General features: G+C 74.1%; 15 protein-coding genes. 6 read left to right on the forward strand and 9 right to left on the reverse strand.

Annotation, left to right across the window (positions count from 1 at the left end; all coding sequences use genetic code 11):
* The first annotated feature begins 90 nt into the window (after window positions 1-90).
* From SMD20_RS35735 to SMD20_RS35745, 3 genes are read left to right on the forward strand one after another with little or no spacing between them, the layout of a single operon-like run.
* A complete protein-coding gene (locus SMD20_RS35735; RefSeq protein WP_329589759.1) occupies window positions 91-993 on the forward strand; it encodes a sulfotransferase in 903 nt (300 codons plus the stop codon).
* Window positions 990-1,898 (forward strand): glycosyltransferase family 2 protein, encoded by a 909-nt coding sequence (locus SMD20_RS35740; protein ID WP_329589761.1) that lies wholly within the window; start codon window positions 990-992, stop codon window positions 1,896-1,898. The genes SMD20_RS35735 and SMD20_RS35740 overlap by 4 nt, the downstream gene beginning before the upstream one ends.
* Complete coding sequence (locus SMD20_RS35745; RefSeq protein ID WP_329589763.1) at window positions 1,895-2,674, forward strand: WecB/TagA/CpsF family glycosyltransferase; 780 nt, start codon at window positions 1,895-1,897, stop codon at window positions 2,672-2,674. Before SMD20_RS35740 ends, SMD20_RS35745 begins: the two co-directional genes overlap by 4 nt.
* Here the strand turns inward: SMD20_RS35745 and SMD20_RS35750 are convergent.
* Genes SMD20_RS35750 through SMD20_RS35775 form a run of 6 tightly spaced genes read right to left on the reverse strand, consistent with a single transcriptional unit; the run spans window position 2,664 to window position 9,246 of the window.
* Window positions 2,664-3,548, reverse strand: coding sequence for a sulfotransferase (locus tag SMD20_RS35750; protein ID WP_329589765.1), 885 nt, complete (start codon window positions 3,546-3,548; stop codon window positions 2,664-2,666). The genes SMD20_RS35745 and SMD20_RS35750 overlap by 11 nt on opposite strands.
* The gene (locus SMD20_RS35755; protein ID WP_329589767.1) at window positions 3,545-4,837 is read right to left on the reverse strand and encodes a lipopolysaccharide biosynthesis protein; all 1,293 of its coding nucleotides are present in this window, start codon (window positions 4,835-4,837) and stop codon (window positions 3,545-3,547) included. The genes SMD20_RS35750 and SMD20_RS35755 overlap by 4 nt, the downstream gene beginning before the upstream one ends.
* Complete coding sequence (locus SMD20_RS35760; protein WP_329589769.1) at window positions 4,825-5,679, reverse strand: sulfotransferase domain-containing protein; 855 nt, start codon at window positions 5,677-5,679, stop codon at window positions 4,825-4,827. The genes SMD20_RS35755 and SMD20_RS35760 overlap by 13 nt, the downstream gene beginning before the upstream one ends.
* A complete protein-coding gene (locus SMD20_RS35765; RefSeq protein ID WP_329589771.1) occupies window positions 5,676-6,590 on the reverse strand; it encodes a hypothetical protein in 915 nt (304 codons plus the stop codon). The genes SMD20_RS35760 and SMD20_RS35765 overlap by 4 nt, the downstream gene beginning before the upstream one ends.
* Window positions 6,587-7,867, reverse strand: coding sequence for a hypothetical protein (locus SMD20_RS35770; protein ID WP_329589773.1), 1,281 nt, complete (start codon window positions 7,865-7,867; stop codon window positions 6,587-6,589). The genes SMD20_RS35765 and SMD20_RS35770 overlap by 4 nt, the downstream gene beginning before the upstream one ends.
* Entirely contained in the window at window positions 7,864-9,246 is a 1,383-nt protein-coding gene (locus SMD20_RS35775; protein WP_329589775.1) for a hypothetical protein, read from the reverse strand. Before SMD20_RS35775 ends, SMD20_RS35770 begins: the two co-directional genes overlap by 4 nt.
* A gap of 348 nt (window positions 9,247-9,594) precedes the next feature.
* Between SMD20_RS35775 and SMD20_RS35780 the strand changes: the two genes are divergently transcribed.
* A complete protein-coding gene (locus SMD20_RS35780) occupies window positions 9,595-10,689 on the forward strand; it encodes a glycoside hydrolase family 26 protein (protein WP_329589777.1) in 1,095 nt (364 codons plus the stop codon).
* Here the strand turns inward: SMD20_RS35780 and SMD20_RS35785 are convergent.
* From SMD20_RS35785 to SMD20_RS35795, 3 genes are all read right to left on the reverse strand, one after another.
* The gene (locus tag SMD20_RS35785) at window positions 10,686-11,570 is read right to left on the reverse strand and encodes a sulfite exporter TauE/SafE family protein (RefSeq protein WP_329589779.1); all 885 of its coding nucleotides are present in this window, start codon (window positions 11,568-11,570) and stop codon (window positions 10,686-10,688) included. The genes SMD20_RS35780 and SMD20_RS35785 overlap by 4 nt on opposite strands.
* Window positions 11,567-12,781, reverse strand: a complete 1,215-nt coding sequence (cysC, locus tag SMD20_RS35790) for an adenylyl-sulfate kinase (protein WP_329589781.1) — start codon at window positions 12,779-12,781, stop codon at window positions 11,567-11,569. The genes SMD20_RS35785 and cysC overlap by 4 nt, the downstream gene beginning before the upstream one ends.
* Before the next feature lie 70 nt (window positions 12,782-12,851).
* Entirely contained in the window at window positions 12,852-13,571 is a 720-nt protein-coding gene (locus tag SMD20_RS35795) for a class I SAM-dependent methyltransferase (RefSeq protein WP_329589783.1), read from the reverse strand.
* A gap of 62 nt (window positions 13,572-13,633) precedes the next feature.
* Here SMD20_RS35795 and SMD20_RS35800 point away from each other — a divergent pair, with 62 nt between their 5' ends.
* Complete coding sequence (locus tag SMD20_RS35800; protein WP_329589784.1) at window positions 13,634-13,996, forward strand: signal peptidase I; 363 nt, start codon at window positions 13,634-13,636, stop codon at window positions 13,994-13,996.
* Window positions 13,997-14,109: 113 nt separating this feature from the next.
* Window positions 14,110-17,598 carry a transcription-repair coupling factor gene (mfd, locus tag SMD20_RS35805; RefSeq protein WP_329589786.1) on the forward strand — a complete coding sequence of 1,163 codons (3,489 nt, stop codon included), beginning with the start codon at window positions 14,110-14,112 and terminating at the stop codon, window positions 17,596-17,598.
* Window positions 17,599-17,612 lie beyond the last annotated feature (14 nt).

Genomic DNA, 17,612 nt, shown 5'->3' on the forward strand with positions numbered 1-17,612 from the left:
TGACCGGTTGATTACTCCTGGCGATAGGGTCGCCGCAGGCCGCGCTCAGAGTCCACGCTGAGCGCGATGTTCTGATGCGAGGCCACTCCGTTGACCGATCACGAGCACGCCACCCAGGTGATCTACCTCGGTGGTCTGGGACGCAGCGGCACCACGCTGCTCGAACGGCTCCTCGGTGAGCTGCCCGGCGTGATCGCCCTCGGCGAGGTCGTGCATCTGTGGGAAAGGGGAGTGCTCGCGGGCCAGCCCTGCGGGTGCGGGGCGCCCTTCCCGGCCTGTCCCTTCTGGCGGCAGGTGGGGGAGCGCGCCTTCGGAGGATGGTCGGCCCGGCTGGCGGAGCGGGTGCTCACGCTGCGCCGGCGGGTCGATCGTACGCGCCGGGTCCCGCGCATCGCCCACCCCGACCTCGGCGACTACGTCCAGGTCTACCGCAGCCTCTACGCCGCCACCGGAGCCCGTGTGGTCGTCGACTCCAGCAAGCACGCCTCCCTGGCCTGCTGCCTGGCGAGCGGCGGCGTCGACGTCCGGATCGTCCAGGTGGTACGCGATCCGCGCGCCGTCGCCCACTCCTGGGGCCGCACGGTAGAGCGGCCCGAGGACGGCCTGCCGATGACCCGGTGGGGGCCCGTACGCACCGCCCTGCACTGGACGGCCCAGAACGCCGCGCTGGAGCTGCTCGCGCGGCGCGGCGTCCCGGTCACCACCGTCCGCTACGAGGACCTGCTGGCCGCACCCGGGCCCGCGCTCGGCGCGCTCGGGCACGAGCTGGGCCTCGGGGAGCCGGCCGCCGAGCCGTCGTTCATCGACGGGCGCAGCGCCTGGCTCGGGCCGTCCCACACCGTCTCAGGCAACCCCATGCGCTTCCAGGTCGGCCGCGTCGAGCTGCGGCGCGACGACTCGTGGGCGACCGCGATGGCCGCGGGCGACCGGCGCGTGGTCAGCCTGCTCACCTGGCCGCTCCGGACGCGCTACGGCTACCGGGGGGCCGCGTGAGGTCCGTCGGCGTGGTCGTGCCGACCCGCGGCGACCGGCCCGTCCTGCTGCGCCAGGCCGTCGAGAGCGTGCTCGGGCAGGCGCACTGGGGCACGCTGACGGTGGTCGTCGTGGTGGACGGCGGCGGCCCCGTGGCCGAGGTCGCCGCAGGGCTCGCCGGGCTGGGCGACGGCGCGCGGCGGCGGGTGCTGGTGCTGCCCAACACGCGCACGCCCGGCCTGCCCGGAGCCCGCAACACCGGCCTCGACGCCCTCGACGCCGACCTGGCCGCCTTCTGCGACGACGACGACCTGTGGCTGCCGGGCAAGCTCGCCGCCCAGCTCCGCGCGCTGCGCCGCGGCGGGGGCGAGTTCGCGAGCTGCGGCATCGAGGTCGAGCACGGCGGCCACCGGGTGCCGCGCCTCGCGGGCACGTCCACCGTGGGCGCCGCCGACCTCGTACGCTCCCGCATGGTCATGGTCCACTCCTCGACGTTCCTGTTCGAGCGCGGCGCCCCGCGGCCCGACGAGAGCGCGCCCGGCGGCCAGAACGAAGACTGGGACCTCGCCCTGCGCGCCGCCAAGCGCCACCCGATCGCCTACGTCGACCGGCCGCTCGTCCGGGTCCGCTGGGGCTCCTCCCACTACTCCGCCCGCTGGGCGGACCGCATCGCCGGCCTCGACTGGATGCTCGCCCGGCACCCCGAACTGGCCGTGGACCCGCGCGGCGCGGCCCGGGTCTACGGGCAGCTCGCCTTCGGGCACGCGGCGCTGGGCCACCGGCGCGCGGCCCTGCGCTGGGCCGCCCGCGCCCTCGCCTCCCGTCCCGCCGAGCCGCGCGCGCCGATCGCGCTCGCGGTGGCGGCCGGGCTGGTCTCCGCGCCGGCGGTGCTGTCCCGGCTGCACGACCGGGGACACGGCATATGACCCTGCTCGTGACCGCCGAGCGCGTCCGGGTCGGCGGGCTGGGGCTGGACCCGGTGCGCGAGGACGACGTCGTCGAGCAGGTGGCGGCCGGGCTGGCCGCAGGGCGGGGCGGCCGGATCGTCACCCCCAACGTGGACATCTGCCGCCTGGCCGCCGCCGATCCCGCGCTCGGGCGGCTCGTGGCCTCGGCCGACCTCGTGGTGGCCGACGGGATGCCGCTGGTCTGGACGGCGCGGCTGCTGGGCACGCCACTGCCGGAGCGGGTCACGGGCGCCGACCTGCTGCGCTCGCTCAGCGCGCGGGCCGCCCGCCACGGATGGCCGGTCTACCTGCTGGGCGGCCCCCACGGCGCTCCCGAGCGGGCCGCCCGCGAGCTCGTCAGAGCGTTCCCCGGGCTGCGGATCTGCGGGGCGCACGCGCCCGCGCACGGCTTCGACTCCTGCCACGAGGAGCGGGCCGCCGTGCGGCGCAGGGTCGCCACGGCCCGCCCCAGGCTGGTCTTCGTCGGCCTCGGCTTCCCCCGGCAGGACCTCCTCATCGCCGAGCTGCGGCGCGACCTGCCGGGGGCGTGGTTCCTGGGATGCGGGGCGGCGCTCGCGTTCGCGGCCGGCATGGTGCCGAGGGCGCCGTGGTGGATGCGGCGGGCGGGCCTGGAGTGGGCGTTCCGCCTCGCCACCGAGCCGGGCCGGCTGGCCCGCCGCTACCTCGTCGACGACCTGCCGTTCGCGGCCCGCCTGCTCGGCCGCGGCCTGGCCGCGCGCCTGGTCAGGCGGTGAGGGCGCGGACGCGGGCGGCGTCCTCCTGGCTGAGTCCACGGGTGGCGGTGGCGAGCGCCTGGCGGGAGTCCATGCGGCGGTAGGCCGTACGCGACAGGCCGGACCAGCGGAACGCGCCGCCCGCCGGCGACGGACCGGTGCAGGCGCGGTGGATACGGCGGGCGGCGGCCGGCGTCCAGGGCAGGCCGGCGTGGTCGTACAGCTCCCGGAAGCCCGTGAGGGGGTCGGCGGCCAGGGACTCGTAAGGGACGACGAGGATCCCGGGCGTGCCGGCCAGGATCGTCCGGGTGACCCGCCAGAGGGCGGCGATCGCGGCGAGGCGGTCGATCGAGGGGTCGAGGGCGGCGAGCTCGGGGTGGTCGCGGACGAGCAGCGGCTGGTCGAGCAGGTCGCGGAGGTCGGCGTGCCAGCCGAGCCGCTGCCAGCTCGCCACGAACGACACCGGCTCGCGCACCAGCGCGATCACCCGGCAGCCCAGCCGCCGGGCGAACCAGCCCGCGCTCAGCACCGCGAACGGGTCGTCCAGCAGCGCCCGGCGTCCGGTCAGCCGGCCGTGGGCGAAGGCGGTGCCGTAGCGGAGCAGGCGGGCCAGATCGTACGGGCGGCGGTTCGCCCGCAGCTCGGCCCACCAGCGGTAGCGCAGCGCGACCGTGTCGCGGAAGGCGGGCCGCCACACCTCGTCGTTGTCGTCGCAGATGTACTGGAACCGATGGGTGACCTCGGCGGCCAGCACGCCGGGGCAGCGGCCGGGCGGGTGCTGGGGGTTGAGCGGCTCGTTGACGTAGACCAGCCCGCCGCCGGCCGCCAGCATCTTGCCCGCCCAGCTCGTGCCGCTCCTGGGCAGTCCGGTGACCAGCACGGGCGCGGCGCTCATATGGCGGCCCAGGTGTGGAGGCGCAGCGCCGCCGGCGTGTGCCGGCCGAACGGGCGCAGCCCGTAACGCCGGTGGAGCTGCCACAGCGGCAGCAGGTTCTTCACCAGCACCCCGCCCGACCACCCGGCCACCGCGCCGAGCGCCCCGTGGGCGGGCACCAGCGCCAGGTCCAGGACCAGCGTGCAGGCGACGGCCGCCAGCAGGTTGAGCAGGCTCATGCCGGTGTGCCCGGCGGCGGTGAGCATGACGTCCACCATCCCGCAGGCCGTGGCCACCATCATCGTGCCCGCGAGCACCAGCGCGACCGGCGCCGCCGTGCCGTACGCGGGCCCGAACACCGCCAGCAGCCACGGGGCCAGCACCGCGTACGCCAGCCACACCGGCCAGGTCAGCAGCACCAGCCAGACGGTCGCCGTCTGGTAGAGCTCCCTGGCCCGCGCCAGCTCGCCCCGCGCCAGCGCGCTCACCAGCCGGGCCTGCACGGCCTGGGTCAGCCCCTGGTTCGCGAGCTGGCCCACGACCTTGAACCGGGTGGCGGCGGTGTAGACGGCGGCCTGCGCGGGCCCGGCGAGCAGCGCGACGACCACGACGTCCAGCCGCTGGAAGACGGCCTGGATCGCGCCGGCGAACGACCGGGGAGCGGTGTAGCGCCACAGCTCACGACCCGTCCCCGGCAGGCCGGGGCCGCGCGGCGTCCGCCTCCGCACCGCGACGGCCGCGAGGACCAGCACCGGCACGTACGGGAGCCCCCACGCGAGCGGCAGCCACTCCGGCCGCCCGGCGAGGGCCACGGCGGCGACCAGCACGAGCTGCGCGGCGGGCAGCGCCATGCCGTCCAGCAGCACGGTGGGCCGCAGCGAGCCGAAGCCGCGGGTGGCGGCCAGCAGCACGTCGCCGAGCACGACGACCGGCACGATCGCCGCGACCGGCCCCACCCGTGGCCACAGCAGCGCGGTGGCCACGGCGGCCGCCACCGCGCACGGACCGATCGCCGCCCTGATATATCCGGACATGCCGTGATGACCGGCCGCCTTCGCGCGCGCGATGAAGAACACCAGCCCGTTCCCCGCGTCCAGCTTGGCGACGCCGGCCGCCATGAGCACCACGGCGGTGGCCGCGAAGAACGCCCCGGCCTCGGCCGCGCTCACCGCCCGCGTCACCACCACGACCAGCGCGAACTGCGCCGCCGCCGACACCCCGGCCGCCGCCAGCCCCGCCGCCCCGCCCCGCGCCACGCCGCCCCGCCGTCGCAGCCCCGCGACCAGGCGGGCCGGGGTCACCGCCGCCACGACGGCTCCGCGCCCAGCCAGCGCACCAGCCGGGCGTCGTACGGCTCGAAGTGGTCGCGCAGCGCCCGCCCCAGCCCGTCGGGCAGCGGGTGCGGCCGGGGACGCCCGTTGTGGCGTTCGAACTCCGGATATCCCAGGTGCGGCGCCCCCAGGAACTCCAGCACCCGGTCGTAGACGTGCTCGGGCTGCTGGAAGAACAGGTGGCTGTCCAGCACGAGGATGCGGTCCTGGCCGAACAGCGGCTCCAGCCGGTCGAGCTGGTCGGCGTACCGGCCCCGGGCGAGGTAGGCGTGGTGGCGGTGGGAGTGGTGCCGGGCGTGCGGCGAGGCGCGCAGCAGCTCCTCGGCCCCGTCGAGCCGGGTCGTCTCCAGCTCGACGGCCCGCTCGAACCGCGGCTCCGTCTCGAACCCCCTGGCCAGCTCGTGCGCGTGGGCCGAGCGGGCCCGCTCGACCGGGTCGCGGACGAGCACGACGAGCTTGACCCCGGGCAGGTCGGCGGCGATCCGCTCCCCGGCCAGCGGGTGGAACAGGTAGTAGGGGGACGACTCGAAGGCCAGCGCCCGGCCGCCGTACCGGTGGGTGAGCAGCGCCGCCCCCGCCCGCAGCGGGAAGTGCGCCTGGTACCAGGGCAGCCCGCGCCAGTAGGCCACGTCGAAGTAGTGCACGCCCTTGTGCAGCACCGGCTTGAGCAGCAGCGGGTGCTTCGCCAGCGCCCGGTAGAGCGACGTCGTGCCGCACCGCTGACCACCCGTGATCAGGAACCCCGGCAGCAGCCGGGCCCCGGCGGTCAACCGGCCCGCCGCCCGTGACAACGACAGGACCGACCGCTTCACGGCCCTCATAGGAGCGACTCCTCGTGGTCGACTGCCGGGTTGAGCCAGGCGTGCGGCGGGCCGAGCGGTTCGTGGCCGTCGGCGGCGTACCGGTCGGCCAGGGCGATGAGGTAACGCAGGGCGCTCTGCCGGGCCGTGGCGGCCGGCACGCCGAGCGGGGCGAGCTCGCGCGCCGCCCGCGCCACGCAGGCGCGCGCGGCGTCGGGAGGCGGCAGCCGGCGCAGGGCGCGGTGGAAGAAGTGATGGAGGGCGTCGAAGCCGTAGGGGACGCCGGTCGCGTAACGCTCCCAGTCCCAGACGAGCAGCCGGCCGCCGGGGGCGGGGCAGACGTTCCAGGGCACGAAGTCCCCGTGCCAGGCGGCCCCGGTGGCATGACCCGCGGCGTGGCCCGTTGCGGCGATCTCCGCGATGGCGGCCAGCAGCAGCGGGCGGGGCGCGCGGCGACGGCGGCGTACGGGCAGCGGCGACACCGCCAGCACCGCGAGGCCGCGCCAGTCGCCGAGGTGCAGCACCTCGGGCGCGACCACCGTGCGCAGGCCGAGCCCGGCGACCCGGCGCAGGGCCGCCGCCTCGGCGGCGACCAGCGCGCGGGTACGCGCGGTGTCGCCCACCTTCACGTACGCCAGCAGCCGCCCGCCCGAGCGCACCTCCAGCACCGGCTTGCGGTTGGCCCGCCGGGCCGGCCGGACGTGCAGGACGGTCTCGACCGGCCGCCCGAAGACCTCGCCCAGGTGGGCCGCGATCGACCCCTCGCCGGGCACCATGACCGGCGACCCGACGTGCCACCACCGTCGCGGCGCCAGCCGGCGGGGCACGGCGGCGTGCGGCAGCACGGTGTAGGCCCGCGGTGACCCCGGCCCTGGATAGAGCAGCCGGACGGTGTCGGCCAGGTAGCCGAGACGGACGGCGGCGTCGTTCATGCGGGACCTCGGCGGGTGTTGCGCCACAGGAGGGCGAAGGAGATGAGGTAGAGGATGAGCGGGGTGACCAGGCCGTCGTAGACGAACATGTAGAGCAGTACGAGGCCCATCACCAGCACCCCGCCCAGCCCGACGGGGCTGCGGTCGGCCCAGTGGCGGCGGATCGCGCTCACGAAGAACGCCACGTAGAGCGCGGCGCCGGTGAGCCCCTGCGTCATCAGCAGCAGCCAGAGCTGGCCGTCGCTGCCGAGCGGCGGATGGCCGCAGCCCGGGCACCATCCGGTGCGGCCGGTGGTGACGGTGCGGCCGTTGCCCGTGGCGTTGCGGGTGTTGCCGTAGCCGATCACCGGCGAGTGGGCGGCGGCGGCGAGCGTGGCGGTGACGGTGAAGGCCCTGATGTCGTTGGAGTGCGGCCGGTCGAGCCGCTGCGCGACCAGCGGGGCCAGCGGGCTGAGCGCGAACGCCAGCGCCGCCGCGGCCGTCGCTGCGCACAGCGCGAGCCTGGTGCGCCCGCCCACCCGGACGATCAGGTAGACGACGGCCAGGCCGAGCCCGATCCACAGGCCCCGGTTGAGCGAGTAGACGACGGGGACCGCGGCCAGGGCGGCCAGTACGGCGAGCAGGACGCGCTGCCGCCGGCTCCCGTGCACCCACCAGCCGACCACCGCCCAGACCAGCAGCACCGACACGTTGCTGCCCCAGGCGTTGGCCCACTCGAAGGGCGCCTCGGGGCGCGGCATGGCGTAGCCGAGCACCTTCTGGGTCTGCGCGGCGGTCGGGTGGATGAGGTTCTGGACGAAGGCGTTGCCGCTCAGCCAGTCGGGCAGCAGCAGCTCCACGGGCGAGGTGAACGCGAAGCCCGGCACCAGCACGCCGAGCAGCCCGCCGGCCACGGTCGTGGCGAACAGCACCCCCAGCATGCGTACCAGCCGGAGCTGCGGCAGCTCCCGCTCGGTCAGGTTGCCGAGGTAGAGCACCATGATCAGGACGCTGACGTAGAGCGCGAGCCGCATCGTCCAGCCGATGAGCCGGCCGGGGCCGAGCTCGCCGTAGGTGCCGGGCGGCGACTCGGCCAGCATCAGCGCGCTCACGAGGTAGCCGGCCAGCAGCAGCATCCACAGCCAGAACCCGGGCGGCACCAGGATCGGCCTGCGCCGCCAGAGCAGCACCGCCATGGGCCAGGCCAGGACGATCACCGACAGGCCGCCGAACCCGAGCGCCCACCAGAGCGGGTAGCCGACCAGCAGCGCCGCGATCGGCCAGGCGGCGCGGCTCACGGCGGTCCCGGCCGGGACCTGCGCAGCGGCGGCATGTGCGGCAGGGGGGTCGTCTCGGCGGACGTGCTGATGCCCAGCTCGGCGGAGGTCGTGGTGGGGAACTCGCCGGTGGCCACCAGCTTGCCGAGCGGCGTGTGCGGGCGCGGCTCCAGCAGCGGCACGAACGTGGGCACCACGTCGGTGACGGCGACCACGCCGATGATCGGGACGTCGTGCCGGCCGAGCCGGCGGGCGGCGGCGGTGACCTCGGGGGCGGTGACGTGGCCGAGGCCGACGAGCAGCAGGGCGGCGTCGGCCCGCGCGAGGTCGCGTACGTCGGTGCCGTCGAGCACGGTGAGCGGGGCGCTGACGGCGAGCGGCTCGATCGGCGAGGAGGAGCTGAGGTCGGCCGGCAGGGTGCAGACCAGCAGCCGCTTGCCCGGGCAGGCGGCGACGACGGCGCAGGCCAGCTCGTGCAGCACGCCGGGCTCGACGGCGTAGGACAGCTCGAGCAGCCCGCCGGGCTCGGTGACGCAGGACAGGTCGGCCAGCACCGGCAGGCCGGTCAGCCGCTCGATGTCGGCGGCCTGGCGCAGCCGGGTGTCGAGCCGGTCGCGGATCAGGGCGGCGGCGGCGCCGGTCAGCAGCCCCGCCATCAGGCCGGTGCCGAGGTAGAGAGGCAGGCTGGGGGAGCTGGGCTCGGACGGCGGCACGGCGGGGCTGATGACCGCGCCGGGGGTGACCGCGACCGTGCGGAGGGCGTCGTACTTGAGCGCGAGGCTCGCGGCCTGCCTGTTGAGCACGCTCTGCCGTTGGAGCGCGATGGTGTGGTCGGGCGTGCCCCTGACGAGCAGGGCGAGCCGGCGGATGGTCGCGTCGAGCCCGGCGTTGACCTGCCTGAGCTTGCCCAGCACCGCCTGCTGCTGCTCGGCCAGCGCGGTGAGTGCGCTGTCGCGGCGGTGGGCGAGGTAGGCGTCGGCGTACGCGGTGGACCGGACGGCGGCGGTCCGGGGGTCGGCGGTGGTGACCGCGATGGCGAGGACCGAGGAGTTGGGCGGCACGGTGACCTCCGCGGGCTCCGCGGTGGTGAGGCCGAGCGCCTTGGCGGCCCGGCCGGCGACCACGGCCGACGCGGCGACCTGGGCCTCGGTGTCGAGGTTGAGCGACTCGCGCTGGCGGGCGGTGACCTGGTTGCCGGGCTCCTGGGCGCCGATGGGCATGACCTGCACCTGGGTGACGGCGGTGTAGGCGGACGGGGTGAGCCGCATGAGCCCGAGCCCGACGGTGCCGCCGACCACGACGCAGCCCACGAGGACCAGCCACTGCCGGCGCAGCAGCGCGAGGTGGTCCTCCAGGTCGCTGCCGGAGCGGCGGGCATGGACGTCCGGCGGCTGGGTCATGGGAGCGGCCTCCTGGAGGGGTGTGCGCGTCGTCGCCGCCCGGCGACGCAGCGTCACGGGCCGAGGCGTGCGCCCACTATAGGGCGGACGATCAGCACCGGGCCTGAATCCGCAGAGATTTTTCCGTTACGGCGGCAAAGAAGGGCCTCCATAAAGCGATATTCCATGAAAATTCGGGCGTTGCTTTACCCAGGACGACCTGCGGATACTCGCCACTCCGGCTGAAGTTCGTGGAATGACATGGCAAGGTTCAGGTGTGACAGGACGGGGGTCCTTCGACCAGGAGGGTGGACAATTTTGCAACTACGGGGAATTACTTCCAGAACGGTCACGGCGTTCGCCGCGATCGTGACGCTCAGCTCCTGCTCCGGCGCGACCGGCACGGCGGGCGCGGCGGGCACGGCGGGCACGGCCGGGTCGGCCGCACCCGCCGGCTCAACAGCGGCGTCCGCGGCGGAGGCCGGCGATGCGGCCGGCCCCGCCAGACAGGTGACCGGAGCGCCGTCCTGTACGGCCACCGCCCGGCTCATCCCGTCCTGCGGCGCCTGGTGGGGGCTGGCGCCCGAGATCTTCACCGGCGTGCCGGTCGAGCAGGCACTGCGGGGGGCCGAGACCCGCATGGGGGCGCCCGCCGACGTGGTGCACGTCTACCACCGGGGCGGCGAGCTGTTCCCGACCCGGGCCGAGATCGGGCTGGCCCGCGATCCGGCCAGGCCGCGGCTGCTCATGGTCAACTGGAAGCCGGCGCTCGACCACACCTGGGCCGAGGTCGCCCGCGGCGAGATAGACCGCCGCATCGACCGGCTGGCCGCCCACCTGCGGAGCGCCTTCCCCGAGCGGTTCTTCCTCACGCTGCACCACGAGCCGGAGAACGACGTGGACGAGGCGCCGGGTTCGGGCATGCGGGCCGCCGACTACGCGGCGATGTACCGGCACGTCGTGCTGCGGCTGCGCGAGAGGGGTGTCAGGAACGCGGTCTTCGTGATGACGTACATGGGGGCGCCCAACTGGGCGGCCCAGCCGTGGTTCGAGCAGCTCTACCCCGGTGACGACGTGGTCGACTGGGTCGCCATGGACCCTTACGCCGACGACCGGGTGAAGGACTTCGACAGGCTGGTCAACAAGACCCGCGAGGAGGAGGAGTTCGCCCAGTGGCCGGGGTTCTACCGGTGGATGCAGCTCCGCTTCCCCGGCAAGCCGGTGATGGTGGCCGAGTGGGGGGTGTTCGGACGGCCGCGCGACCCCTCGTTCAAGCGGCGGTTCTTCGAGTCGGTGGGGCGGGAGATCAAGCGTTACCCGCAGATCAAGGCGCTGCTGTACTTCGACTCGCCGCAGGCGCCGCGCGGTGACACCACCTTCGACTCCGACCCGGGGGCCGGGCGGGCCTTCACCCGGCTCGCGCGCGACCCCTACTTCCGTTCGACGCCGGTGCCGCGTCCCTAGCGGGCGGCCGGGCTCATGGCCGCGTCCGGCTCGGCCGGTGCGGCCGCCCTGCGCCGCCGCAGCCGCCACCCGACGACGATGACCGCGGTGGCGGCGGCCAGGGCCAGGACGGTGACGATGTTGCTTGCGTCCAGCAGCTTGAGCGCCGAGGCCAGCAGCACGATGGCCAGCAGCGCGCGGATCAGGCCGCCCGGTGCGCGCGAGGAGATCCTGGCGCCGAGGTAGACGCCGGGGAGCGAGCCGATGAGCAGCGAGAGCGTGAGGTGCAGCTGGAAGTCGCCGAACAGCAGGTGGCCGAGCGCGGCGGCGGCGACCAGCGGCACGGCCTGCACCAGGTCGGTGCCGACGAGCTGGTTGGCCTTGAGCGCCGGATAGAGCGCGAGCAGCGCCACGATGATCAGCGATCCGGAGCCGACGGAGGAGATCCCGACGACCAGACCGCCTACCATACCGACCAGTAGGGTAGGGATCGGGCGCACGACGATGTCGTGGGCGCTCGCCGTGCCGCCCCGCCCGCCGAGCAGCGTCTTGACCGCCATGCCCGCCACGGCCAGCAGCAGCGCGACGCCCAGCGCGTACGTCACCGCGTCGCTGACGGCGAACGCACGGGCCAGGAACACCCCGCAGAACGCCGCCGGCACCGACCCCGCGCACAGCCAGCCCACCAGACGCAGGTTGACCGTGCCCCGGCGCAGGTGTACGAAGCCGCCGACCGGCTTCATCACGGCCGAGGCCACGAGGTCGCTGGAGACCGCGGCGAGCGGCGGCACGTTGAAGAACAACATCATCATCGGCGTCATGAGGGCCCCGCCGCCCATGCCGGTCAGCCCGACCACGATGGCGACGAGAAAGGAACCGCCGACGAGGGCGAGATCGATCAACGTACCCAGCCTCCGGACCGCAGCGTCTCCAGCACACGGGAGACCGCCGCCTCGATCGACAGATGTGTGGTGTCGATGACCAGCTCGGCGTCGTCCGGCTCCTCGTAGGGATCGGAGATGCCGGTGAACTCGGGGATGAGCCCGGCGCGGGCCTTGGCGTACAGGCCCTTGCGGTCGCGCCGCTCGCACTCCTCCAGCGGCGTGGCCACGTGCACCAGCAGGAAGTCCGCGCCGACCGCCTCGACCATCGCCCGCACCTCGGCGCGCGTGGCGGCGTAGGGGGCGATGGGCGCGCAGATGGCCAGGCCGCCGTGCCTGGCGACCTCGGCGGCCACGAAGCCGATGCGGCGGATGTTGAGGTCGCGGTCGGCCTTGGAGAAGGTCAGGCCCTTCGACAGCAGGTGGCGCACCACGTCGCCGTCGAGGTAGGTGAGCGCGCGGCCGCCCAGCTCCAGCAGCTCGTCGCGGAGGCCGCGGGCGATGGTGGACTTGCCGGAGCCCGACAGGCCGGTGAAGAAGACGACGAGGCCGCGCCGGTGCGGCGGCCCCGGGATGGTGACCGGGTCGGGGCCGGCGAAGTGCTCGACGGCGCCGTACGCCGCCGCGACGCGCTCGCGCAGCTCCAGGTCGATCTCCGGCTCGGCGCGCGGGGCCAGCGGCACGGAGACCACGAGCGTGCCGGGGGGAAGCTGCTCCTTGGCGCGCAGGGCGGCGCGGACGACGGCCGGGCCGCCCTCGCCGTACGCGAGGGGGAGCAGCATGATCAGCGCGTCCAGCTCCTTGGCGGTGGCGACGATCTCGGAGAGGTCGTCGAGCGGCCCGCGCATGGTGACGGCGAGCGCCGCGCGCCCGCCGAGCTCCTCCCTGACCTGGGCCGGGGTGCGCCGCAGGCGGGCGAAGGGCCCGTGCTCCGGCGCCCCGAGGCCCTTGACCGGGCCCGAGACCAGCCCGTCGGCCTCCCGCGCGGTCACCGTCAGGGTCGCGAGCGGCAGGCCCTCGGGGTCCAGCAGGGTCACCTCGTCGCCGGGGGAGACCTCGGCGGGCAGGTGGAGGGTGACCGGCGCGGGCCACGGGGTGCCGTCGGCGAGCGTGCCGCGCTCGTGCACCGCGTGCAGGTCGTCGTGGCCCAGGAACCCCGTCAGCGGCGCGAACGCGCCGGAGAGCAGCAGCTCGAGGTCGGCCAGCTCGTGCGGCTCGGGGGTCCACTCCACGGTTCCTACATCCCAACTAATCCGACTGACTTGGTAGGAAAGGAGTGTACCGACTCATTCAAGCAGGCCGCTAGAGCACCCTGGCGAAGTGGTGCTGGGGCTTCCTGATGACCATGGTGATCTCGTCGTGCCCGGCGGGGTAGCGGCCGCTGGTCAGCCGGGAGACCGCGGCGATCGCGGCCCGGCCCAGCCGGCCCGACCGGGCCGGGCCGCTCGTCCGCCGCTCCTCGTCGGTGATCATGAGTCCGCGGCTCAGGCAGAACGCGTGCATGCCGTCGGCGGAGGTCAGCGGCTCGTACACGGCCGGCAACGGCCCCGGCGTGCCCGGCCGCATCACCGCCCGCCACAGCGCCCGGCGCAGCCAGCCCGGCGTGAGGCGGTCCAGCAGCCCGTACGCCGACCCGCGGTCACGCATGCGCAGCAGCACCAGCCCGCCCGGCCGCAGCGCCTGCAGCAGCCGGTCGAGCACCAGCTCGGCGTGCCTGACCCGCTCCAGCAGGAACGAGAGCTGGATCAGGTCGTAGGACCTGGGCGGCAGCGGCACGCCGCGCAGGTCGCCGAGCGACCAGGCCACCAGGTCGGCCCGCTCCTCCAGCACCTTGCGGATCGCCGGATGATCCTCGTCGACCCCCGTGCACCTGGTCTCGACCCGCTCGGGCGCCAGCGGCTCGTCGTGGGCGCACCCTGCGACCAGCACGTCGAGCCGTCTGCCGAGCTGGCCGGTCCAGTGCTCGCGGACCCGCTGATCGAAGAGATCGCCCCGCTGGGCGACCGATCGCACCTCAGACATGTGACCTACAGTAGTCATGCGGTCGGTATTGGTAACGCATATCGCTGCTAGCGTCCTGCCCCATGAGCGACCAAATCTACGTCGGCAACGCGGTCGCGGACGGCGCGGCCGACGACGGCTGGCTGCTCGGCCACTTCAGGCCGCCCGGCGATCCGCGGCACAGCGACGAGGTCGAGATCAAGTGGGGCGTCCACCGGCCGGGCGAGGTCCGGGCGGATTGGGTGCGCGGCGAGGTGCGCACCGCGCTGCTCGTGCTCGTCAGCGGGCGCTTCCGGGTGGAGCTGCCCGGCCGCAGCGTCCTGCTGTCCGAGCCGGGCGACTACGTGGTGTGGGGGAGGGGCGTCGACCACTCCTGGCGGGCCGAGGAGCTGTCCACCGTGCTCACCGTGCGCTGGCCCTCCGTGGCCGGTTACCGCGTCGGCTGAGGTCCGGCGGCGAGTGGAGAGGTCTGGCGGCGAGTAGTCTGGGAAGCACACCCCCGGGACCTGGCATGGCCGGGGGTGATCGTGATGCCGTCGTGGGGCTGTGGGCGTATCTGATGAGTCTTTCCGGACTGCTTGACCTTGTTCGCGCCGACCCGAGGCTGACCGCCGCCCTGGAGGAGGGCGGCGACGTCGCGCTGATCGCGCCGTCCGCGCTCCGGCCGTTCGGCGTGGCCGCGCTGGCCGCGCACGACCAGCGCACCGTGCTCGCGGTCACGGCGACCGGCCGCGAGGCCGAGGACCTCGCCGCGGCGCTGACCAGCCTCGTCGAGCCCGGCTCCGTGGCGGTCTTCCCCGCCTGGGAGACCCTGCCGCACGAGCGCCTGTCGCCGCGCAGCGACACCGTGGGGCAGCGGCTGGCCGTGCTGCGCCGGCTCGCCCACCCGGTCAAGGGCGACACCGCCGCCGGGCCGCTCAGCGTGATCGTCACCCCGGTCCGCGCGCTGCTGCAGCCCATCGTCAAGGGGCTCGGCGACCTGGAGCCGATCCGGCTGCGCGCCGGCGACGACGCCGACCTCGACGAGGTCGTGGCCCAGCTCGTCGGCAACGGCTACCACCGGGTCGACATGGTGGAGCGGCGCGGCGAGGTGGCCGTGCGCGGCGGCCTGCTCGACGTCTTCCCGCCCACCGAGGAGCATCCGCTGCGGCTGGAGTTCTGGGGCGACACCGTCGAGGAGATCCGCTGGTTCAAGGTGGCCGACCAGCGCTCGCTGGAGGCGGCCGAGGACGGCCTGTTCGCGCCGCCGTGCCGCGAGCTGCTGCTGACCGACGACGTACGCCGCCGCGCCCGCGAGCTGGCCGAGGAGCACCCCGCGCTGGCCGAGGTGCTCGACCAGCTCGCCGAGGGCAGCCCGGTGGAGGGCATGGAGGCGTTCGCGCCGGCCCTGGCGGGGGAGATGGACCTGCTGCTCGACCACCTGCCGGTGCGTTCCGCGGTGTTCGTCTGCGACCCCGAGCGGATCAGGGGGCGGGCCGAGGAGCTCGTACGCACCTCGCAGGAGTTCCTGGAGGCGTCCTGGATCAACGCCGCGGCCGGCGGCGAGGCGCCCATCGACCTCGACGCGGCCGCGTTCCGCACGCTGGAGGAGATCCGTCAGCACGCCGACGTGCTCGGGCAGCCGTGGTGGACGATGGCGCCGTTCGGCAACGGCGTCGAGCTGGACGCCCACGACAGCGAGGCCTACCGCGGCGACACCGCCAAGGCGCTGGCCGACATCAAGGGCTGGCTGGCGGAGGAGAAGGCGGTCGTGCTGCTCAGCGAGGGCCACGGCCCGGCCGAGCGCATGGTCGAGCTGCTCAAGGGCGTCGACGTGCCCGCCAGGCTGCGCCCCTACCTCGACAAGGCGCCCGAGCCCAAGGTCGTGCACGTCAGCACCGGCCTGATCGAGCACGGCTTCGTCACGCCGTCGCTGGCCGTGCTCACCCATCTCGACCTCGTGGGCCAGAAGGCGTCCACCAAGGACATGCGCCGGCTGCCCTCGCGCCGCCGCAACATGGTCGACCCGCTGCAGCTCAAGCTCGGCGACCACGTCGTGCACGAGCAGCACGGCGTCGGCCGCTACGTCGAGATGGTGCAGCGCACGGTGCAGGGCGCGACCCGCGAATACCTCGTCATCGAGTACGCCAAGGGCGACCGCCTCTACGTCCCCACCGACCAGCTCGACGAGGTCACCCGCTACGTCGGCGGCGAGGCGCCCACGCTCAACCGCATGGGCGGCGCCGACTGGGCCAAGGCCAAGTCGCGGGCGAAGAAGGCGGTCAAGGAGATCGCCGGCGAGCTGATCAGGCTCTACTCCGCCCGCATGGCCTCGCCCGGCCACGCCTTCGGCGGCGACACGCCCTGGCAGCGCGAGATGGAGGACGCCTTCCCCTACGCCGAGACCGGTGACCAGCTCGCCGCCATCGACGAGGTCAAACGCGACATGGAGCGCGGCGTCCCGATGGACCGGCTGATCTGCGGCGACGTCGGCTACGGCAAGACCGAGATCGCGGTGCGGGCGGCGTTCAAGGCGGTCCAGGACGGCAAGCAGGTCGCGGTGCTGGTGCCGACCACGCTGCTGGTGCAGCAGCACATGTCCACCTTCGCCGAGCGGTTCTCCAGCTTCCCCGTCACGGTCAAGCCGATCTCCCGCTTCCAGACCGACGGCGAGGTCAAGGCCACCCTCGACAGCCTGCGTACGGGCGCGGTCGACGTCGTGATCGGCACCCACCGGCTGCTCAGCCCCGAGGTGCGCTTCAAGGACCTGGGCCTGATCATCATCGACGAGGAGCAGCGTTTCGGCGTCGAGCACAAGGAGGCCATGAAGCATCTGCGCACGCAGGTGGACGTGCTCGCCATGTCGGCGACGCCGATCCCGCGCACGCTGGAGATGGGCCTGACCGGCATCCGCGAGATGTCGACCATCCTCACGCCGCCGGAGGAGCGGCACCCGATCCTCACGTTCGTGGGGCCGTACGAGGAGAAGCAGATCGCCGCGGCGGTGCGGCGCGAGCTGATGCGCGACGGCCAGGTGTTCTTCGTCCACAACCGGGTCGCCTCGATCAACCGGGTCGCGACGCGGCTGCGCGAGCTGGTGCCCGAGGCGCGCATCGCGGTCGCCCACGGCCAGATGAACGAGAACCAGCTCGAAAAGATCATGGTCGGCTTCTGGGAACGCGAGTACGACGTGCTCGTCTCCACCACGATCGTCGAGTCCGGACTCGACGTGCCCAACGCCAACACCCTCATCGTCGACCGGGCGGACAACTACGGCCTGTCTCAGCTCCACCAGCTCCGCGGCCGGGTCGGGCGGGGCCGCGAGCGCGGCTACGCCTACTTCCTCTATCCGCCGGAGAAGCCGCTCACCGAGACCGCGCACGAGCGCCTGGCCACCATCTCGCAGCACACGGAGATGGGCGCCGGCATGTACGTCGCGATGAAGGACCTCGAAATTCGTGGCGCGGGCAACGTGCTGGGGGCCGAGCAGTCCGGTTTCATCGCCGGCGTCGGCTTCGACCTCTACGTCCGCCTGATGGCCGAGGCCGTGCAGGAGCAGAAGGCCAAGCTCGACGGCGGCGAGGCGCCCCAGGAGACGCCGGACGTCAAGGTCGAGCTGCCGATCAACGCCCACATCCCGCACGACTACGTCACCTCCGAGCGGCTGCGGCTGGAGGCGTACAAACGGATCGCCGGCATCGCCGAGGAGAGCCACATCGCCGAGGTGCGCGAGGAGCTGACCGACCGCTACGGCAAGCCGCCGGTGGAGGTGGACAACCTCCTGGAGGTGGCCGCGTTCCGGATCAGGGCGCGCAGGGCGGGGCTCACCGACGTCACGCTGCAGGGCCAGAACATCAAGTTCGGCCCGGCGCGGCTGCGCGAGTCGCAGCAGGTCCGGCTCGACCGGCTCTACAAGAAGGCGGTCTACAAGCAGGCCGCGGAGACTTTGCTGGTGCCGATCCCGAAGACCAAACCGCTCGGCGGGCAGCCTCTGCGCGACCTCGACCTGCTCAAATGGTGCGGAGACCTGGTCGAGGCACTGTTCCTTGAGCCCGCACGGGTAAGCTAGCGGCGGTTTTTCGG

This window comes from Nonomuraea sp. LP-02, from assembly GCF_036289125.1.
GTDB classification, from domain to species: Bacteria; Actinomycetota; Actinomycetes; order Streptosporangiales; family Streptosporangiaceae; genus Nonomuraea; species Nonomuraea bangladeshensis.